Here is a 15,786-nt window from a genome sequence, read left to right on the forward strand (position 1 = left end):
GCCGGGGCGCTCGGCGCCCCGGCGTCATGACGATCGACAGTGCTACCGGGCCGCCCCCTCCGCCGTGCCGTTGATCACGAACTGTGAGCCGGGTTGGATCAGGATGTTCCCGTCGGCCGAGTCACTGATCGTCACATTGGTCAGCGTCGCGCTGCCGCGTGCGCCTCCCATCGCGAGGATGCCCGCGCCGTTGTTGGACTTGGTGATCGTCACGTTGTCGATCTTGGCGTTCGGCACGGCACCGCCGCCCGTCTTGAACTGGATGCCGTCGTACGTCGAGTCGTGGATCTCCGTGTCGCGGATCGTGACACCCGGGATGTCGGGGCCCGCGGCGAACAGGGTGATGGCGCCGAACTCCTGAGCCTCGCCCCAGAACGCACCGCCCGTGCGGTACAGCCCGTTGTTGGCGATCAGCGTCTGCCCCGTGAAGGGGATCGGATCGTGGTCGGTGGCGAGCATGATGCCCGGGTAGTTCATGGTGTCGTAGACGAGGTTGTTCTCGATGGTGTTGCCGTAACCGCCGTACACGGCGATGCCGTTGGCGCGCCACGGCAGCTGGACGGTGTTGTTGCGGAAGTGGTTGTCGTGGCCGATGTCCACCGACTGGTCCTTCACGTACTTGCTGGCCCACACCGCGAGCGCGTCGTCACCGTTGTTGCGGAACGAGGAGTTGAACACCGTGGAGTTCCGCGTGCCGTTGGTGAAGTTCACACCGTCGGCATAGGTGTTCCGGATGCGCATGCCGCTGAACTCCAGGCGGTCGCCGGGGCCCCACAGGTCGGGGATGTTGGAGTAGTCGCGGCCCACCCAGGTACCCACGTTGGCGTGCTCGATCCACACGTTCGTGATCTTGGTGTCCTCGCCGAACCGGCCGTTCAGGCCGACCCCGCCCTCCGCGCCGCCGTCGCCGCCGCGAATGGTGCCGGAGCCGAAGATGGCGATGTCGGAGATCTTGGTGTTGTCGTCGATGTCGAAGCCGAAGTTGCCCTCGTGCGGATGGTTGATGCCACCGGCCTGGTGCGGCGGGGTCAGTGTGTAGAACTGGGAGTGCCACATGCCCGCGCCGCGGATCGTGACGTCCCGGATGCCCACCTGGTTGTAGTCGCCCCGGTTCAGGGGGTCGTCGGTGAGGATCTTCTGTTCCTGGCGCCACTGCCCGGCCGGGATCCACACACAGCCGATGGTGCCGTTCTGGTCGGCCGTCACCGCCCGCTGGAGGGCGTCCGTGTCGTCGATGCCGTCGTTCGGGATCGCGCCGTACTCGGTGATCGAGGTGCACTCGGCGGGCTTGCTCGCGGCCGGCGCCACCTGCTCCAGGTCGATCATGTCGACGACGTAGTACGCGGCGTTGTCACCGGCGTCGCGCTGGAGCTTGAACTTGGTGCCCGCCGGATACGTCTGCGACAGCAGCGCGTGCGACTCGTCGAAGAGCCGTCGCGCATCGGTCTGCGGGTTGTTGGTCAGGCCCTCGGGATCGTCGGAGTTGCCGTACAGCCAGCTGTACTTGGAGGTGAGGGTCAGCTTCTGCACGAACGTGCCGTTCGCATAGAGGCTGAGCGTGGCCTCCTGACCGCCGCCGCCCGCCGCGTCCGGGATCGAGTTGCGCACGACGATGGAGTTCGACGCACTGGTCGACGTGAACTCCACGTACTGGCCGCTGGAGTTGAGGCGTACGGACTCGCGGCCCGACGACTCCGTGGCGAAGTTGGTGTGCCCGAAGGTGCGTTCGCCGTCGGTCTCCAGGAGGGTGCCCGTGTACTGGGCGTCCTCCGCCTCGTACTCCACGTACGGCACCGCCGCGCCCCGGCCGACCACGATCGAGCGCGCGAACACGTTGTTGTTCTCGTTGGTCTCGGTGACCACGCCGGTGGCGTCGGCGGTGGCGGTGAGGGTGGCGCCGCCGTTGGTCGCGGTCCAGCTGCCGCCGACGGTCACGGTGACGGTGTCACCGGCCGGGATCGCGGGAGCCGTGCCGTTGAGGGTGGTTCCGCCGACGGTCAGCCGGGTGACCGAGCCGGCGCCGACGGCAGTGGTGCCGCGGTTGTGCACCTTCACGCTGAAGGTGACGTTCGAGCCCACGGCCGGGTTGGCGGGGGTCGAGACGATGTCCGTGACCTCCAGGTCGGGGCCGGGGGCCTGGCCGACGACCAGCTTCGCGTCCGCCGTCCGGCTGTTGTTGCTGTTGTCCTGCTCGGCCACGGTGTCGTTGGGGTCGACCACCGCGGAGACGGTGTAACTGCCCATCGCCCGCTTGCCGATCGACACCGGGACGGTCGCCGTCTCTCCCACGCCGAGGCCGCGCACCGAGCCGCTGCCGGCGACCGTGCCGCCCAGACTGACGTTCACCGTGGTCGCGGCCCCGGCCGCGGAACCGCCGTTGCGCACGGTGGCGTTCACCGTGACCTCGTCGCTCTCGCTCGGAGCGGAGGGGGTCCAGGTGAGATCGGTGACGGTGAGGTCCGGGTTGGGGGCCGCGACTCCGATGACCTGGAACTCGGCGACCTGGCCGCCGAATCCGGAGTTGTTGCTGTAGATCTTCAGCTGGACGTCGGCGTAGCGCCCGGTGACCGGGATCGTCACCGCGTTCTGGTTCGACGACGGATTGAAGGTGTAGTCGGCGCGCGCCTTCAGCGAGGTGTACTCGGAGGCGTTCTGCGCGCGCCCGAGCACCTCGATGTTCTGGGTACGGGTCGACCATGCGGGGTCGGGGTTGAGCTTGACCACGACCCCTTCGAGGTCCGCGTCGGCGCCCAGCTTCACCGTGAGCGTCGACGGACTGACGGCGGACTCCCAGTAGGTGCCCAGGCTGTTGTCGTTGGCGTTGGTGGCAAAGTAGTTCTGCGTCGCGGAGGACGCCTCGATCGGCTTGTTGACCGCCAGGTTCGCCCCGTTCACCGGAGGCTGCGGCTCGCCCTCCTCGCCGTAGATCTCCAGCTCGGACAGCTGCGCCGCGGGCCAGCCGGTGTTCGCGGTCACCTGCACGCGTACGTACCGGACGTCCGTGGAGTCGAAGCCGACCGTCACGCTGCTCGACCGGGCCGGGTCGAACTGCCGCCCGGTGGCGCCGGAAAGGGTGCTGAAGCTGCTGCCATTGGTGCTGCCCTGGACGCTCAGGGTCTGGGTACGGGGCTCCCACGAGGTGGGGAGCTTGAGCACGACCTGGTCGACCGCGACGCCGGCGCCGAGGTCGACCTGGATCCACTGCGGGAAGGCGTTGGACGGGCTTTCCCAGTACGTCTGCTGGCTTCCGTCAGTGACGTTTCCGGCGGGATAGCCGCTGTGGGACCCGCTCGCCGTGGCGGTCTTGCCCAGGGCGAGGTTGGGGCCCGCTGCTTCGGCTGCGGAGGCGCTGACAGGCAGGAGCCCTGCGGTGATGAGACCCGCTGTGAGCGAGCCGACGACCAACCGCCGGACGGCGTGCGTCCATCTCATGGTGTCCTCTGTTCCACGGGGATGCGGGGGTCCGTGCAGAGCGGGACACATCCGGAAGATTTGTCCACACTCGGTGAACTTGCGCGTGTGCCTACGAGATTTAAGTGATTCAGTCGCAGTTTTGCGTTCCGTACGTCGCAGATTTCATGCAGGCATGGGGATTGTCAACGGCTCTCACACGACTGTCCGGTTGCATCCCTGGGCCGCGGGGCACCAGGAGCGACACGGGCTCCGGTCGCGGAGCCCGTTGTCCCGACGGGTCTTCTGACGCCGTGGCAGAGGCTTCGGCGGACCCTCTGTCGCCGTGGACCGGCTGACCGTACCCTGACAAGTCATAGAACTTCAGGCGTGATTGACCGGGGGAGCCGTCATGTCCTGGGAGCAGCACGGTGCACGTGACGATTTCGTCGTTCCACCGATGCCGACCGCACCACCGCCCGCTCCGGCCGATCCGTGGCGAGCCGTCGCGGTGGCCCTGCTGAACCTCTGCGGACTCGGGCTCGGTTACGCCCTGCTGCGCCGCTGGGGGCTGATGGCCGCATGCTGGGTCGCGACGGCGATCCTGCTCGTGGTGGCCCTGCCCGCGGACCCGAACGGGGTCCCCGGCGCGGTGGTCGTCCTCTACCTGGTCTTCCTGGTGCTCGCAGCCGCGCACGGTGCGTCCGTGGGCCTGCGGACCCGGATGGCGTGGCCGCCGAGCGCCCCGGTCGCAGCCGCGCTCGGCGTCGTGCTCCTGGCCGTCCCCGTCGGTGGCGTCGTCCTGTACGACGGGGCCCGCGACGAAGCCACCGAACTGATGCTGCTGGACCGGCTGGAGCGGGCGGACAAGCTGGTCAAGGCGTCCGCGCAGCTGCCGTTCGAGTCGGCGGAGGCCGACTACCGCAGCGCGCTGGCCGCCTACCGCGGGCTCAGCGACGACCACGCGGGTTCACGGGCGGCCGAACGTGTTCCCGACCGGCTCAGGACCTACTACGCCACCGTCGCCTCGCCGTACGCGCAGGAGAACTACTGCGCCGCCGTACCGCCCTTGAAGTACCTCCGTACGGTCCCGCGCACGATGAGCGACGAGACGCTCGGATCCCTGTCCGCCTGGCCCGACGACCGGCTGGCCACCTCGCTCTACGAGTGCGCGGCCACGTCACTCGGCGGCGGGGCCGGGGACTGGACCCCGCACTTCGACGAACTGCTGACGACGTTCCCGAAGTCCGCGCAGGCGGCGAAGGTGGAACCCGCCGTGCAGGCCGCGGTCGACAAGGAGGTGAGGTCCCTGAGCGGCGACGAGCCCTGTGCGGCCGTCGAGCGGCTCGAGACTCTCGGCACCCAGGTCCGCGGGCTGTCGGGAGAGCCGGCCGGCCTGACCGACGCCCTCGACAGGGACGCCGACCGGGCGGAGGGGAAGGCGAGTTCGGGCACGTACGCCTGCGGTGTGGACCAGTACCGGGACGGGAGCTTCAGCGAGGCCGTCACCACGATGAACGACTTCGCCGAGAGCAACCCGAACGACAGGAACCGGGCACGCGCCCAGAAGATAGCCATCGCCGCGGAGGTCGCCCAGACGGTGCCCGCGGCCGGCAAGCGCCTGCCCACCACGGCATCGGGCGGCAGCATCTCCGTCACCGTCAAGAACGACAGCCCCGACGACATCACGGTCCTGTACACCGGGCCGGTGACCGGCAGCTTCACCCTCGGGGCCTGCGGCAGCTGTACCTCGTACTCCCTCCTCAGCAGCACCCTGACCGGTTTCGAACCGTGCAGCGACAGCGGCAAGAACTACCCGCAGCGGACCATCCAACTGCCCGCCGGCACCACCTACTTCGTGCACAAGTCCCAGGACGCGGACGGAAAGTCGCCGGCCTCGGACACCGCCAGGCTGTCGCCGGGCTATATCTACACCGAGTGCGCCTACACGACGAGCTTCGGCTACTGACGCGACCGGCGGGGTGATCAGCAGGGCCGGCGCCACACCCCCAGCTCCAGCTTCTTGCGCATGGACGACAGCTTCAGCCTGCGCGAGTCGGCGCAGAAGTCGCTGTTCGGTACGGCGTACTCGACGTGGAAGACCGCCTTGCCCGCCGCGATGAACGGACGCAGTGCCCCGCACTCGTCGAACTGCGCGCACTCCTCGTTGACCGCGAAGTCGAAGTGACGGACGAGCCGGGGGATCTGCGGGAGGTCGTTCTTGAGGCCCACGGCCAGTCCACGGGCGTGCGCGAGGTCCGCGATCATGCGGTTGTACGCCAGCTGGTCGCTCGCGGTCAGCGGGAATCCCGTCTCGCCGGCGTACCCCTCCATCAGGTCGGGCTCCACGGCGTCGAATCCCTTGGCGCGGCACATGTCCATCCGGCGTTCCATGATCGGCCGCAGTGCCTTCCTGCGGCGGACGTCCAGCCAGCGCTCGCCGTCCCAGCCGTTGGGGGCGCCGAGCACGGACTTCGGGAAGTCGTTCTTGTCGGGGCGGAAGTTCTCCCAGGCGCCGACGTTGATGTAGCAGATGACCTTGCGGCCGGCGCGGTGGAGGCGGGTCACGTCCGCGGTGGAGGTCTCGAAGCCGTCGACGTCGTAGACCGGAACGTCGACGGAGAGGTCGAGCCTTCCGTCGAGCTGCCACTGCCAGGCGAGGCCGGGACGGGGCTGCCAGCGCTTCTGCCGTGCAGGGGACTTGGTGGTCGGGGCCGACGAGGTGTTCCCCTCCGTGCCCGAACACGCGCTCAGTGTCAGCGCCATCAGTGCCCCGCACATCAGTGCCGTACGTCGTCCCATCACTCCGTCTCCCGCAGCGCGGGCGTCAACTGCGCCCAGGGATTGGGAAGTTCGCCCGTCACCGGCCCCGCCACCGCCGCGCCCCGCTCACGGGCCGTACGGACGGCCAGGGGGACCAGCGCCGCGGGCACGCCGTAGACGAGGTGGCAGAAGCGCTCGGCCGGGTGCTTCGACGTCCACGCCGGTCTGCTGAACGCCGAGACGTACGTCGACCAGTGGCCCTCGAAGGTGACGACCAGGTCGGCGACGCGGGCGTACCCCGGCGCCGGGTGGACGCCGGGGTTCAGCACGACCGGCGCCGCGCCCAGCCGTCGTACCGCCCGCACCAGGCGTCTACAGGCGGGCAGTTCGTCGGGTGAGGCGGTCACCCGGTCGAGGAAGCAGCCGTCGGTCCCGTACCAGTCGCGGTACCGGGCGACGTCCTCCGTCACCTCGGCCGGGCCGCGGGCGCCGTAGTCGGTGTCGACGTACCCGAGGAGGCGGGCACCGGCCGAGCGCAGCGCCCCCGCCGCCGCGGCGAACGCCGGATCGGGGCCCGGACCGGGGCCGTTCGCCGGGTTGAGCACCACCGCGTACGTACCGGCTGTCGCCCCGATCAGACGGTGCCAGGCGCCCGGGTCCTCGGCCGGATGGACGTACAGCGGGATCAGCAGGCTCACGGCGCGTTGACGTCCTCCCGCCGCGCCGTCGCCTCCCACAGCGCTGTCAGCGAGTCGTCGAGGGTGTACGACGGCCGCCAGCCGAGGACGTCTTCGGCGGCCGTGATGTCGGAACACTGCCACGAGACCTCCCCGGATCGGGCGGATACGCCGACGCCGTTCTCCCCGATCCGCCCCCGGAACCCGGCGATGCGGGCCAGCGCCCGCACCAACTCCCGTACGGGAACGGCCTGTCCGCCACCGATGTTGAGGACGCCCGGCAGGGGCCGCGGGGCCGACACCGCGAGCGCCGCCGCCCGTGCCACGTCGCGTGCGTCGACGAAGTCGCGGTACGCCGACAGATCGCCCAGCCGGATCACCGCGGCCGGGTCCTGACCCGCCTCGCGCAGCAGGCCGGCGATGCGGCCGGGCAGCCCGGTCGCCGGAGCACCGGCCCCCACCGGGTTCCCGACCCGCAGCACCACCGCGTCGAGCCCCGAGGTGGTGACCGCGACCGTGCCGGCGAGCTTGGTCGCGCCGTACGCGGAGAGCGGGTGGGTGGCCGCCGACTCCGTGACCTTGGTGTGCGGGGCGCCGAGGCCGTATTCGGCGACCGAGCCGAGGTGGACAAGACGGGCCGACGGTGCCGCCTTCCGCAGCGCCGCACAGAGTGCCGCCGGACCACGGGAGTTGGCCTCGGCGAGAGTCACGGAGTCGCCCCCGGTGGCGCCCGCGCAGTTGATCACGGCGTCGGGCTCCGCCTCGGCCACGGTCCGGGCCAGCTCGTCCGCGCGGGCGGTGGCGAGGTCGATGCCGAACTCCGCGGCGGGCGTGCGGCCGCCGCCGAGCACCCGCACGCCCGGCAGGGCACGCAGATGCTCGGCGACATGGCCGCCCAGATAGCCGGTGAAGCCCAGGACGAGAATGCGCATGGGGTGGTCAGGCTCCCTTGAGCAGCAGCGACTTGCGGGTGGTGAACTCGGCGTTGGCCCGGTCGTAGTCGTCCGGCCGGCCGATGTCGAGCCAGTACCCCTCGAAGTCGTAGGCATGCGGCGGGTTCTGCGTCTTCAGCAGGTCGAGGACCAGCTCGTCGAAGCCCAGCGGCAGCCCGGGGGTGTAGCCGTCGAGGGTGGAGCGGGTCAGCCCGTACACGCCCATGGAGACGCGGTAGTCCATGCTCGGCTTCTCGGTGAAGGCGACGACACGGCTGTCGGCGGTGGTCAGTACACCGAAGTCGATGTGCACCTTCCGGGCGTACGTCGCGATGGTCAGCGGCGCGTCCGAGCCGCTGTGCCGGCGCAGGACGTCCGCGTAGTCGAGGTCGGTGAGGATGTCGCCGTTCATGACCAGGAACGTCTCGGGCAGCTTCTCGCGCATGGTGAGCAGCGGGCCCATGGTGCCCAGGGGGCTCTCCTCGGTGGCGTAGTCGACGGCCATGCCCCACTGGCTGCCGTCGCCGACATAAGCGCGGATGATCTCGCCCAGGTGTCCTATGGCGATGGTGCAGTGGGTGAAGCCCGCCGTGGCGAGCTGGCGCAGCACGATCTCCAGGATGGCGTGCTGGTCGCCGATGGGCACGAGCGGCTTGGGCAGCGCGGTGGTGTAGGGCCGCAGCCGGACGCCCTTGCCTCCCGCCAGGATCACTGCGTGCATGGGGACTCCTCCTTCGTGAACGCTTCGTGGACGCTTGTCGAGGTGCCTGACGGGCTCAGATGTTGTAGATGCCGGTCTTGTAGCGGGCGAGGTTGGCCGGGTCGCGGAAGAACTCCACGGTGTGCGCGAGGCCTTCCTCCAAGGTGTGTGCGGGCTGCCAGCCGGTGGCGGCGGTGAGCCGGCTCGCGTCGGCGACCAGCCGCATCACCTCCGAGCCCGCCGGCCGGATGCGCGCGGTGTCCTCGCGGACGTCGAGCGCGGTGTCCATCACCTTGCCGATCAGCGCGACGAGGTCACCGACCGAGATCTCCCCGCCGGTCCCGGCGTTGAAGGTGCGGCCCACGACCTGCTCGGCGGACGCGGTGCCCACGGTGAGGAACGCCTGCGCGGTGTCCTTGACGTAGGTGAAGTCACGGGTGGGGCGCAGATCGCCGAGGGTGATGGTCCGTTCCCCGGCGGCCACCTGTCCGATGACGGTGGGGATGACCGCCCGCATCGACTGGCGCGGCCCGAAGGTGTTGAACGGCCGCAGCGTCACCACCGGTGTGTCGAAGCTCGCGTGGTAGCTGTCGGCCAGCCGGTCGCCGCCCGCCTTCGAAGCGGCGTACGGGGACTGGGTGTTGATGGGGTGGTCCTCGGTGATCGGGACGGTCTGCGCGGTGCCGTACGTCTCGCTGGTGGAGGTGTGCACCAGCCGGGGCGTGCCCAGGGCGCGGACCGCCTCCAGCACGTTGAGGGTGCCGGTGACGTTGGTGTCCACGTAGCTGTGCGGTGCCTGGTAGGAGTACGGGATCGCGATGAGGGCGGCCAGGTGGTAGGCGCAGTCGGCGCCTTCGAGCAGCCCGCGGACCGAGCCCGGGTCGCGTACGTCGCCGAGGACGATCTCGACCTGGTCGAGGACGTCCGGCGACAGGGTCTCCAGCCAGCCGTAGGAGGAGAAGGAGTTGTACTGCGCCATGGCTCTCACCCGGTGCCCGGAGGCGACCAGCGCCTCGGTGAGGTGCGAGCCGATGAATCCCTCGGCTCCGGTGACTGCGGCAAGTGGTGCGGTGGTCAACTCGGGGGTCCTTCCGGTCGGTTGCGCATCTGGTGGCGTGGGTTGACTGCTTGCTTGTCGTCCGTCGTCCGGACGGTCACGCATGCGGCGCCGGCCGTCCCAGCAGCCGCAGCACGCACCCGCTGAGACACAGCGCGGCCAGGCCACAGGCCGGCGACAGCACGTCGATGCCCGGCGGCGAGGGGAGAACGGTGAGGGCGCCGGCCCCGGCGGCAGCCGCGAGACATATCCCGGCCGGCGGCCAGGCCACCCCGAAGGCCTGGAGCAGCAGCGCCGTCCACAGGGCCGCCGCGAGCAGCAGGAGCGGGGTGGGTTCGGAGTCGGTGAGCAGTGCCGCCGGGAGCAGGGGCAGCAGATAGGCGATCAGACAGAGGGCGAGAATGGCCGCCGACCGCAGCTGGAAGGCGGTCGGTGTGGCCGTCGCCCGCAGCGCTTTCACCGACAGCCCGCGGTACCGGTACAGCAGCCATTCCGCGGGCCCCATGCTCACGGTCAGCACGATCACCGCATACGGCTGCTCCCGCCCTACGAGCAGCACCAGCGCCCCCGCGGCCAGACCGAACAGGCCGTACGGCAGCGACCGCAGCAGCGGGGGCCGGCCGGCCCCCGGCGTGGCGGAACGGGACAGGGCGGAGCGCAGGATCCAGCCCGCCGCGGCGACCGCGCCGAGCAGGGACAGCAGCGGCAGCCCCGCCCGCAGCACCGCGCCGGGCTCCCACCACGCCAGCACCGCGGCACCGGCGATCATCGGTGTGAGCGCGGCCAGCAACAGCCGCTCCCCGCCCAGCACCAACAGCACACCGGCCGCCGCGAGATACACCGACTGCGCCCCCGCGGCCAGGGCTGCCGGGCCGGACCCGGCGACCGCCGTTCCGGCAGCCGTTGCCACGGCGGCACCGAGCGGGGCGCCCTTCAGGAGCGTACGACCGGCCTCGCGCCGTCCCGTCGCCATGCGCACGAAGGCCCGGTGGCCGAGCGCCTGCCCCCACGCCCAGGAGACGAGCCCGGCCACGACCAGGACGGAGACGGCTCGGTCGGCGTGCCACAGCGGTGCGGTGAGCAGGTAGGCGAGTCCCGGCAGCGCGAACAGGGCGCCGCGCAGGGCGCACCGGATGTGGTCCGGGCGCCAGGGATCGGCCGGCGGCGCGGGTTCCGGGTAGGTGCGCGGCACCCGCCGGTACAGGGCGGTGGCGAGGGAGAAGAGGTTCGGGTGGCCGTACCGCTCCTGGATGACCTCGGCGGTCAGTCCCTCCGACTCCAGCAGCGCGGCGACCTCGTAGGGGTGTACGGCGGGGCCGATGCGGTCGGCCAGTTCGGCGGCGAGCGAGTCGACCGCGGCATGGTCGGCGCCCCAGCGGGGCTGGCGCGGCGCCGGGGTGCGGGTCTCGGCGACCCGCGCGCGGGGTGAGGGGGCCGCGGCCAGCCGGAGGGACAGCGCGTCCCGTTCCGTGCCGCCCGGTTCGAGCGCCATCGGCCCGCTCATCCGGCCCTGCTTCCCGTGCTCGCGACGGCCAGAGCGGCCGGCTCGGCGGTCTCCGGCGTCCACATCCGGCCCAGGGCCGACAGCTCCTGGTAGATGGCGCGGAAGGTGTCGACGGTCTGCCGCAGGGTGAACTGCTCGATCACCCGCAGCCGGGCCGCCTCGCCCATCGACCGGCGGCGCTCCGGATCGCCGAGCAGCTCCAGCGCGGCGTCGGCCATCCTCGCCGGGTCACGTGGCGGGACGACCAGACCGGTGTCCGCGACGGCCTCCCGCACGCCGCCGACGTCCGTGGAGACGGTCGCCCGTCCGCACGACATGGCCTCGATCAGAGTGAACGGGAAGCCCTCGCTGATGCTGGACAGCATCACGACGTTCCCGGCGGCGTAGGCGTCCTTGATGTCCTCGACCCGGCCCTCGAAGGTGACCGCGTCCCCGTGACCGAGCTCGGCGGCCAGGGCCTCGCACCGCTCCCGGTAGGCCTCGCCTCCTCGTGGGGTGCCGCCGAACAACCGCAGCTGTGCGTCGGGGAGTTGACCCCGGACCAGGGCGAAGGCCCGGATGAGGGTCTCCAGGTCCTTGATCGGGTCGACGCGCCCCGCCCAGCTGAGGGTCGGCCGGTCCGGTTCGGGACCGGCGGGCGGGAAGGCGCCGGGGTCCACTCCGTTGTAGACGGTGCGGATCGACCCGGGGTCGGCACCGCCCTGTTCCTCCCACAGCCGGTTGTAGCGGTTGCCGGGGGTGATCAGGGCCGCCCTGCGGTACGTCTCCTCCGCCAGCAGCCGGAAGAAGCCGAGGACGACGGCCTTCACGGGCCAGCGGTAGGGGGCGGTGCGATAGCCGAGGTAGCGCTCGCGCAGATACACGCCGTGCTCGGTCAACAGCAGTGGGACGCCGTGCCGTTCGAGTGCGGCAAGACCCGGCAGTACGGCGACCCCGCCGCTGACCGCGTGCGCCACCCCGTCCTCGGGCGGCGGCGTGGCCAGGGGCCGCAGGGCATGCTCCAGCAGCGCGGTCGCGGTGATCGCGTCGTGCAGCGTCGGGCGGGCCTCCCGCACGGCCAGACCGGGCCGGTTCCACACGGCGGTGAGAACACCGATCGCCTTGTCGCCGCGCAGGAAGGGGCTCAGCGTGCCGTCCGCCGCGGCCCGCGCCATCGCGTAGAGGGCGTCGGCGAACCCGTGCTCGGCGGCGGGGTCGAGCAGCGCCGTCAGGAACTGCTCGTAGACGGAGGCGAGTTGGTTCCGGCTTCTCCCGCGGGGTGCGCGGCCGTCGGGCGCGGGCCCCCACATGGGGACGGAGACGACGCGCGCGACGTGCTCGGGGATGTCCCAGACGAGGGGTTCACGTCCGGTGCCGGTCACGGCGATGACCTCGAAGTCGAGATCGGGCATGCCGGTGACGAGCTGGTCGCACCAGACGCTCACCCCGCCGTGACTGTGCGGGTAGGTGCCTTCGGTGAGCAGGGTGACGCGCGTTGAGCCGGAGCGGCGCGCGCCGTGGTGAACGTGCATGGGGGGCTCCACGGCCGAGGTCGGTGGCGGTCGTACCGGCCCCGGCCGCACGGGATGCGGCCGGGACCGTCGTGCGGGCCGCGCTCAGTTCTCCGGGACGTACGGCACCTGCTCGGTCACGCCGGCGGGCACCTTCGTCGGGGGAGTGGTGGAGGTCGTCGTGTCCGTGGTGCCCGCGGTCGCGGACTGGGCCGCCGCGGACGCCGGCAGGGTGAGCGTGAGCGGCTGCCCGGCCGAGGCGGTCCAGCCGGACACCGCTCCCGCGTAGGCGTCACCGAAGGCGGCGCCGCCCTGCGTGGTGCCGGTGGGCAGCGTCGCGGTCACGGCCACACCGTCCGGCGCCTCGACGGTCACGGCGCTGCCGACGCGGTAGGCGGTGACCTGACCGGCGTCGAGGGCCGCGTCCCAGGCCGCGCGCCGCTGCATCTCGACGCCGAGGTCCTTCATCCGCAGGTTCACCACGGGGGTGTTGTCCGCGAACAGCGTGTCGTACGTGGTGAGGACGCCGTCGAGCACCGGGTAGGCGATGCGGTCCTCGGTCAGGTTCGACTGGTGGATGAAGTGCGGCTTGGGGTCGTTGGACAGCACGTGCCCGAGCGCGGTTCGAGTCTCCAGCGGCACGATGTGGTCGGCGTAGCCGGTGGCGGTGTCCAGCGGCGCCGTCAGGCAGGTGGAGGTGGCGGGGTTGTCCTCGCAGATGCCGCTGCCGCCCTGGGCACGGCTGGTGTAGATCCAGTTGTACTCGTCGACCTGCTCGGCGGCCCGTCCGGCGTTGTAGAAGATGTTCATCGGGTAGCGGGAGACGGTCGTCGCGGGACCGACCTGACGCTGCACGGGATCACGGGAGTGGTCCGAGGCGAGCCACTCGACCCCGTTGCCGGTCAGCGCGGGCGCCAGGTTGGGGTTGTCCACCGGCTGCTGCGGCAGGATCCGCAGACCGGAGTGCTCGCCGGTGACCAACTCCTCGGTGTCCAGCGGGAGTCCGTTGGTCTGGCCCCAGACGCGGTTGGTGGCGATCTCGTCGGAGATCTCGTTCTGGCTGACCCACTGGGTGCTGCCGTCGGAGTTCGTGGCGCACTTCCACGGCACCACACCGACGTCCTGCACACAGCCGAGGAACGGGTGCGAGTAGGTGTGGTTGACCCAGCGGAAGCTGTCCCGGTCGGCGATCAGCTGGTCGCCGAGTTCGTCCTCGCCGTCGTTCTCCTCGCGCTGGTTCACGCTGCCCGCGCCGTTGTACACCATGTCGAAGGTGACGCCCTGCCGGCCCTGCCACTCGATGGCGTGGTCGACGTCGGCCGGTGTCATCCGGATCGGATTCGACACGCCCTGGCCCGGCTGGCAGTCGATGTCGCCCGGCGTGCAGTTGAGTTCGGTGTCCCAGCGGTCGTCGGCGGCGAAGACGTCGTCGACGTGCACCGCGAAGTAGTTGCGGGAGGCGCCGAGATGCACCCCGCCGGTCATCCACTCCACGATGCCGCGCGCCAGCAGCCGGAACTGCTGCTGGTACTGGTTGTAGACGAACGTGACGACGAGCTCACGCCGCCCGTCGTGCCGGTACTCGCCGACCAGTGAACCCCGGGCGGTCTGCCCCGGGATCGCGGCGTCGACGTACGGCGTGAAGTCCGCGCCCGCGGCGGGCGTCGAGAGATAGGCGTAACTCTCGCCCACGTCGGGGGAGTTGTCCTCGAACGGCACGGTCCCGTCCAGATAGGCGAACGGTCCCGCCGCGCCGGCCGCGGTGACCTGGGCCGTCACACCGTCGACGCTGCCCGAGTAGCCGCCGTTGGCCGGGTGGTCGAGCCCGGCCTCGGGACGCGCGTAGGTGTAGGCGTCGACCTGCGGGATCGCGTACGTCTGCTCATAGGCCGCCAGCGCCGCCATCTCGGCGGAACCCGTCGGGAACGGGTTGTCGTTGGGCAGCACGACGGCCTGGAACCTGGCGCGCGGCGCGCCGTCCACGGTGTCCGCCAGGAAGTCCGCGTCGATCTCGGGTCTCGCCGCGTCCTGGAGGTCGACCTCGGTGTACGGCGTGCCGGCCGTGTCCAGTTCCGCCGCGATGGCGTCGGTCGACGGGCCTCCGTCGCTCACGACCAGGACCCGCAGGTCGACGCGGGGCGTGACCGTGTCGGCATGGGCCACCGTGGCCGGTAGAACGAGCGAGGCGATGAGCGCGCCCACAGTGAGCGCGCTCGTGCGTATGGTCCGCTTCATGCGGTGATGTCCCCTCCACGGGCGGAGGGGTGAGCACGGCTCCCGTCGGAGCGGGCGCACCCCCCATGCGCGACGCCATGCCCCCCTCAGAGCCCAGTCGTCGATGCATTCGCCGCGTCACATGGTGGTTCGTGTGTGTAGCTTTTGTGGTCACGCTGCGAAACGTGACGGAAAAGTGCAGGCGTCCATTTGGGCGTTGCGGTGACCGTAACGCCCGCTGACGGTAGGAGAGTTGGCAGATCCGGGGTTCGGAGGGCCGCACCGTGATCGTCCGGAATTGAACCGTCCGGATCTCGCCATGTGGACGGCGGCCGACCTGTACGGGCCGGCCGCCGTCGCCGGATCACCCGCACTCAGGCGCAGAGCACTCGGGTCTCGGGCGTGTACACCGGGCCGCCGCTGGTGCTCGTGCTGTCACTGAACTCGGCGTAGTAGTACGAGTAGAAGCCGATGTTCCCGTTGCAGCCGGAGTCGGCGGCGACCTGGAGGGTCAGTGTGACGGTCCGGCTCTGGCCGGGCGGGATGGTGGCGCCGTAGTTGGTGCCGAGGTCGGCGGGGCCGGTGCCGGAGCACGGGGTGGCGCCCTCGGCCGTGGCCAGAGTGCAGCCGGTGAAGCCGTACTTGAGGTCGGGCCGCTGGGTGGTCAGCCACGTCGGCTCGATCGTCTGGTGGATGAACCAGATGTCGTAGGTCTGGTTGTTGGTGATCGTCATCGACAGGTTCACCGTGCCGCCGGGGGTGGTGGTCGCGCTGTCGGTCGTGAAGGTGAGGTCGGCCGGCGCGGCCGCCTGGGCGCTGGGGGCCAGGCCGAACAAGGCGAGGGCGAGGGCGAGTACGGCGGTGAGGCCGAGGCGCCTCAGCAGTGTGGATCTCATGGCCCGGGAGGCTAGGCAGCGGGCGAGGAAACCGTCTGCCCCGCCAGGAACACGGGAAACAGGAGGCGGCCGAAAGTGTGCACGCTGTGAAGGAGTCGTGACGGCGTCGTCACGCGACATGGCTCGGTGAATCCCCGCACGACACCGCGCACGTGGGGGTGTC

11 protein-coding genes are annotated in these 15,786 nt (G+C 70.9%); 1 reads left to right on the top strand and 10 read right to left on the bottom strand.

The genetic code is table 11. From position 1 onward, the window contains the following. Nucleotides 1-42: 42 nt before the first annotated feature. Nucleotides 43-3,432, bottom strand: coding sequence for a CARDB domain-containing protein (locus KCH87_RS21700; protein WP_210587829.1), 3,390 nt, complete (start codon nt 3,430-3,432; stop codon nt 43-45). 370 nt (nt 3,433-3,802) lie between these two features. Between KCH87_RS21700 and KCH87_RS21705 the strand changes: the two genes are divergently transcribed. Further along, nucleotides 3,803-5,359, top strand: coding sequence for a hypothetical protein (locus tag KCH87_RS21705; RefSeq protein ID WP_210587830.1), 1,557 nt, complete (start codon nt 3,803-3,805; stop codon nt 5,357-5,359). A 17-nt stretch (nt 5,360-5,376) separates the two neighbouring features. Here the strand turns inward: KCH87_RS21705 and KCH87_RS21710 are convergent, their stop codons facing one another. The 9 genes from KCH87_RS21710 to KCH87_RS21750 form a co-directional block, all read right to left on the bottom strand. Continuing rightward, nucleotides 5,377-6,192: an endo alpha-1,4 polygalactosaminidase gene (locus KCH87_RS21710; protein ID WP_210587831.1), complete on the bottom strand. Its 816-nt coding sequence runs from the start codon at nt 6,190-6,192 to the stop codon at nt 5,377-5,379. Continuing rightward, nucleotides 6,192-6,851, bottom strand: coding sequence for a spherulation-specific family 4 protein (locus tag KCH87_RS21715; protein ID WP_210587832.1), 660 nt, complete (start codon nt 6,849-6,851; stop codon nt 6,192-6,194). The genes KCH87_RS21710 and KCH87_RS21715 overlap by 1 nt, the downstream gene beginning before the upstream one ends. Next, nucleotides 6,848-7,762 (bottom strand): NAD(P)-dependent oxidoreductase, encoded by a 915-nt coding sequence (locus KCH87_RS21720; protein ID WP_210587833.1) that lies wholly within the window; start codon nt 7,760-7,762, stop codon nt 6,848-6,850. Before KCH87_RS21720 ends, KCH87_RS21715 begins: the two co-directional genes overlap by 4 nt. A 7-nt stretch (nt 7,763-7,769) precedes the next feature. Further along, nucleotides 7,770-8,483 (bottom strand): sugar phosphate nucleotidyltransferase, encoded by a 714-nt coding sequence (locus KCH87_RS21725; protein ID WP_210587834.1) that lies wholly within the window; start codon nt 8,481-8,483, stop codon nt 7,770-7,772. 55 nt (nt 8,484-8,538) lie between these two features. Continuing rightward, nucleotides 8,539-9,540 carry a GDP-mannose 4,6-dehydratase gene (locus KCH87_RS21730; RefSeq protein ID WP_210587835.1) on the bottom strand — a complete coding sequence of 334 codons (1,002 nt, stop codon included), beginning with the start codon at nt 9,538-9,540 and terminating at the stop codon, nt 8,539-8,541. A gap of 76 nt (nt 9,541-9,616) precedes the next feature. Then, nucleotides 9,617-11,023 carry a hypothetical protein gene (locus KCH87_RS21735; RefSeq protein ID WP_210587836.1) on the bottom strand — a complete coding sequence of 469 codons (1,407 nt, stop codon included), beginning with the start codon at nt 11,021-11,023 and terminating at the stop codon, nt 9,617-9,619. Then, the gene (pelF, locus tag KCH87_RS21740) at nt 11,020-12,534 is read right to left on the bottom strand and encodes a GT4 family glycosyltransferase PelF (RefSeq protein WP_210587837.1); all 1,515 of its coding nucleotides are present in this window, start codon (nt 12,532-12,534) and stop codon (nt 11,020-11,022) included. The genes KCH87_RS21735 and pelF overlap by 4 nt, the downstream gene beginning before the upstream one ends. Nucleotides 12,535-12,618: 84 nt before the next feature. Beyond that, a complete protein-coding gene (locus KCH87_RS21745; RefSeq protein ID WP_210587838.1) occupies nt 12,619-14,748 on the bottom strand; it encodes a hypothetical protein in 2,130 nt (709 codons plus the stop codon). A 353-nt stretch (nt 14,749-15,101) separates the two neighbouring features. Beyond that, on the bottom strand, nt 15,102-15,623 hold the full coding sequence (locus KCH87_RS21750) for a hypothetical protein (RefSeq protein WP_210587839.1): 522 nt from the start codon (nt 15,621-15,623) through the stop codon (nt 15,102-15,104). Nucleotides 15,624-15,786: the final 163 nt, after the last annotated feature.

Source organism: Streptomyces sp. GESEQ-35 (assembly GCF_017948485.1).
GTDB lineage: Bacteria > Actinomycetota > Actinomycetes > Streptomycetales > Streptomycetaceae > Streptomyces.

Excerpts from the sequence above, each read along its gene's own strand:
- KCH87_RS21700 (WP_210587829.1), bottom strand. The coding sequence starts at position 3,432 with ATGAGATGGACGCACGCCGTCCGGCGGTTGGTCGTCGGCTCGCTCACA.
- KCH87_RS21705 (WP_210587830.1), top strand. The coding sequence starts at position 3,803 with ATGTCCTGGGAGCAGCACGGTGCACGTGACGATTTCGTCGTTCCACCG.
- KCH87_RS21710 (WP_210587831.1), bottom strand. The coding sequence starts at position 6,192 with ATGGGACGACGTACGGCACTGATGTGCGGGGCACTGATGGCGCTGACA.
- KCH87_RS21720 (WP_210587833.1), bottom strand. The coding sequence starts at position 7,762 with ATGCGCATTCTCGTCCTGGGCTTCACCGGCTATCTGGGCGGCCATGTC.
- KCH87_RS21725 (WP_210587834.1), bottom strand. The coding sequence starts at position 8,483 with ATGCACGCAGTGATCCTGGCGGGAGGCAAGGGCGTCCGGCTGCGGCCC.
- KCH87_RS21735 (WP_210587836.1), bottom strand. The coding sequence starts at position 11,023 with ATGAGCGGGCCGATGGCGCTCGAACCGGGCGGCACGGAACGGGACGCG.
- pelF (WP_210587837.1), bottom strand. The coding sequence starts at position 12,534 with ATGCACGTTCACCACGGCGCGCGCCGCTCCGGCTCAACGCGCGTCACC.
- KCH87_RS21745 (WP_210587838.1), bottom strand. The coding sequence starts at position 14,748 with ATGAAGCGGACCATACGCACGAGCGCGCTCACTGTGGGCGCGCTCATC.
- KCH87_RS21750 (WP_210587839.1), bottom strand. The coding sequence starts at position 15,623 with ATGAGATCCACACTGCTGAGGCGCCTCGGCCTCACCGCCGTACTCGCC.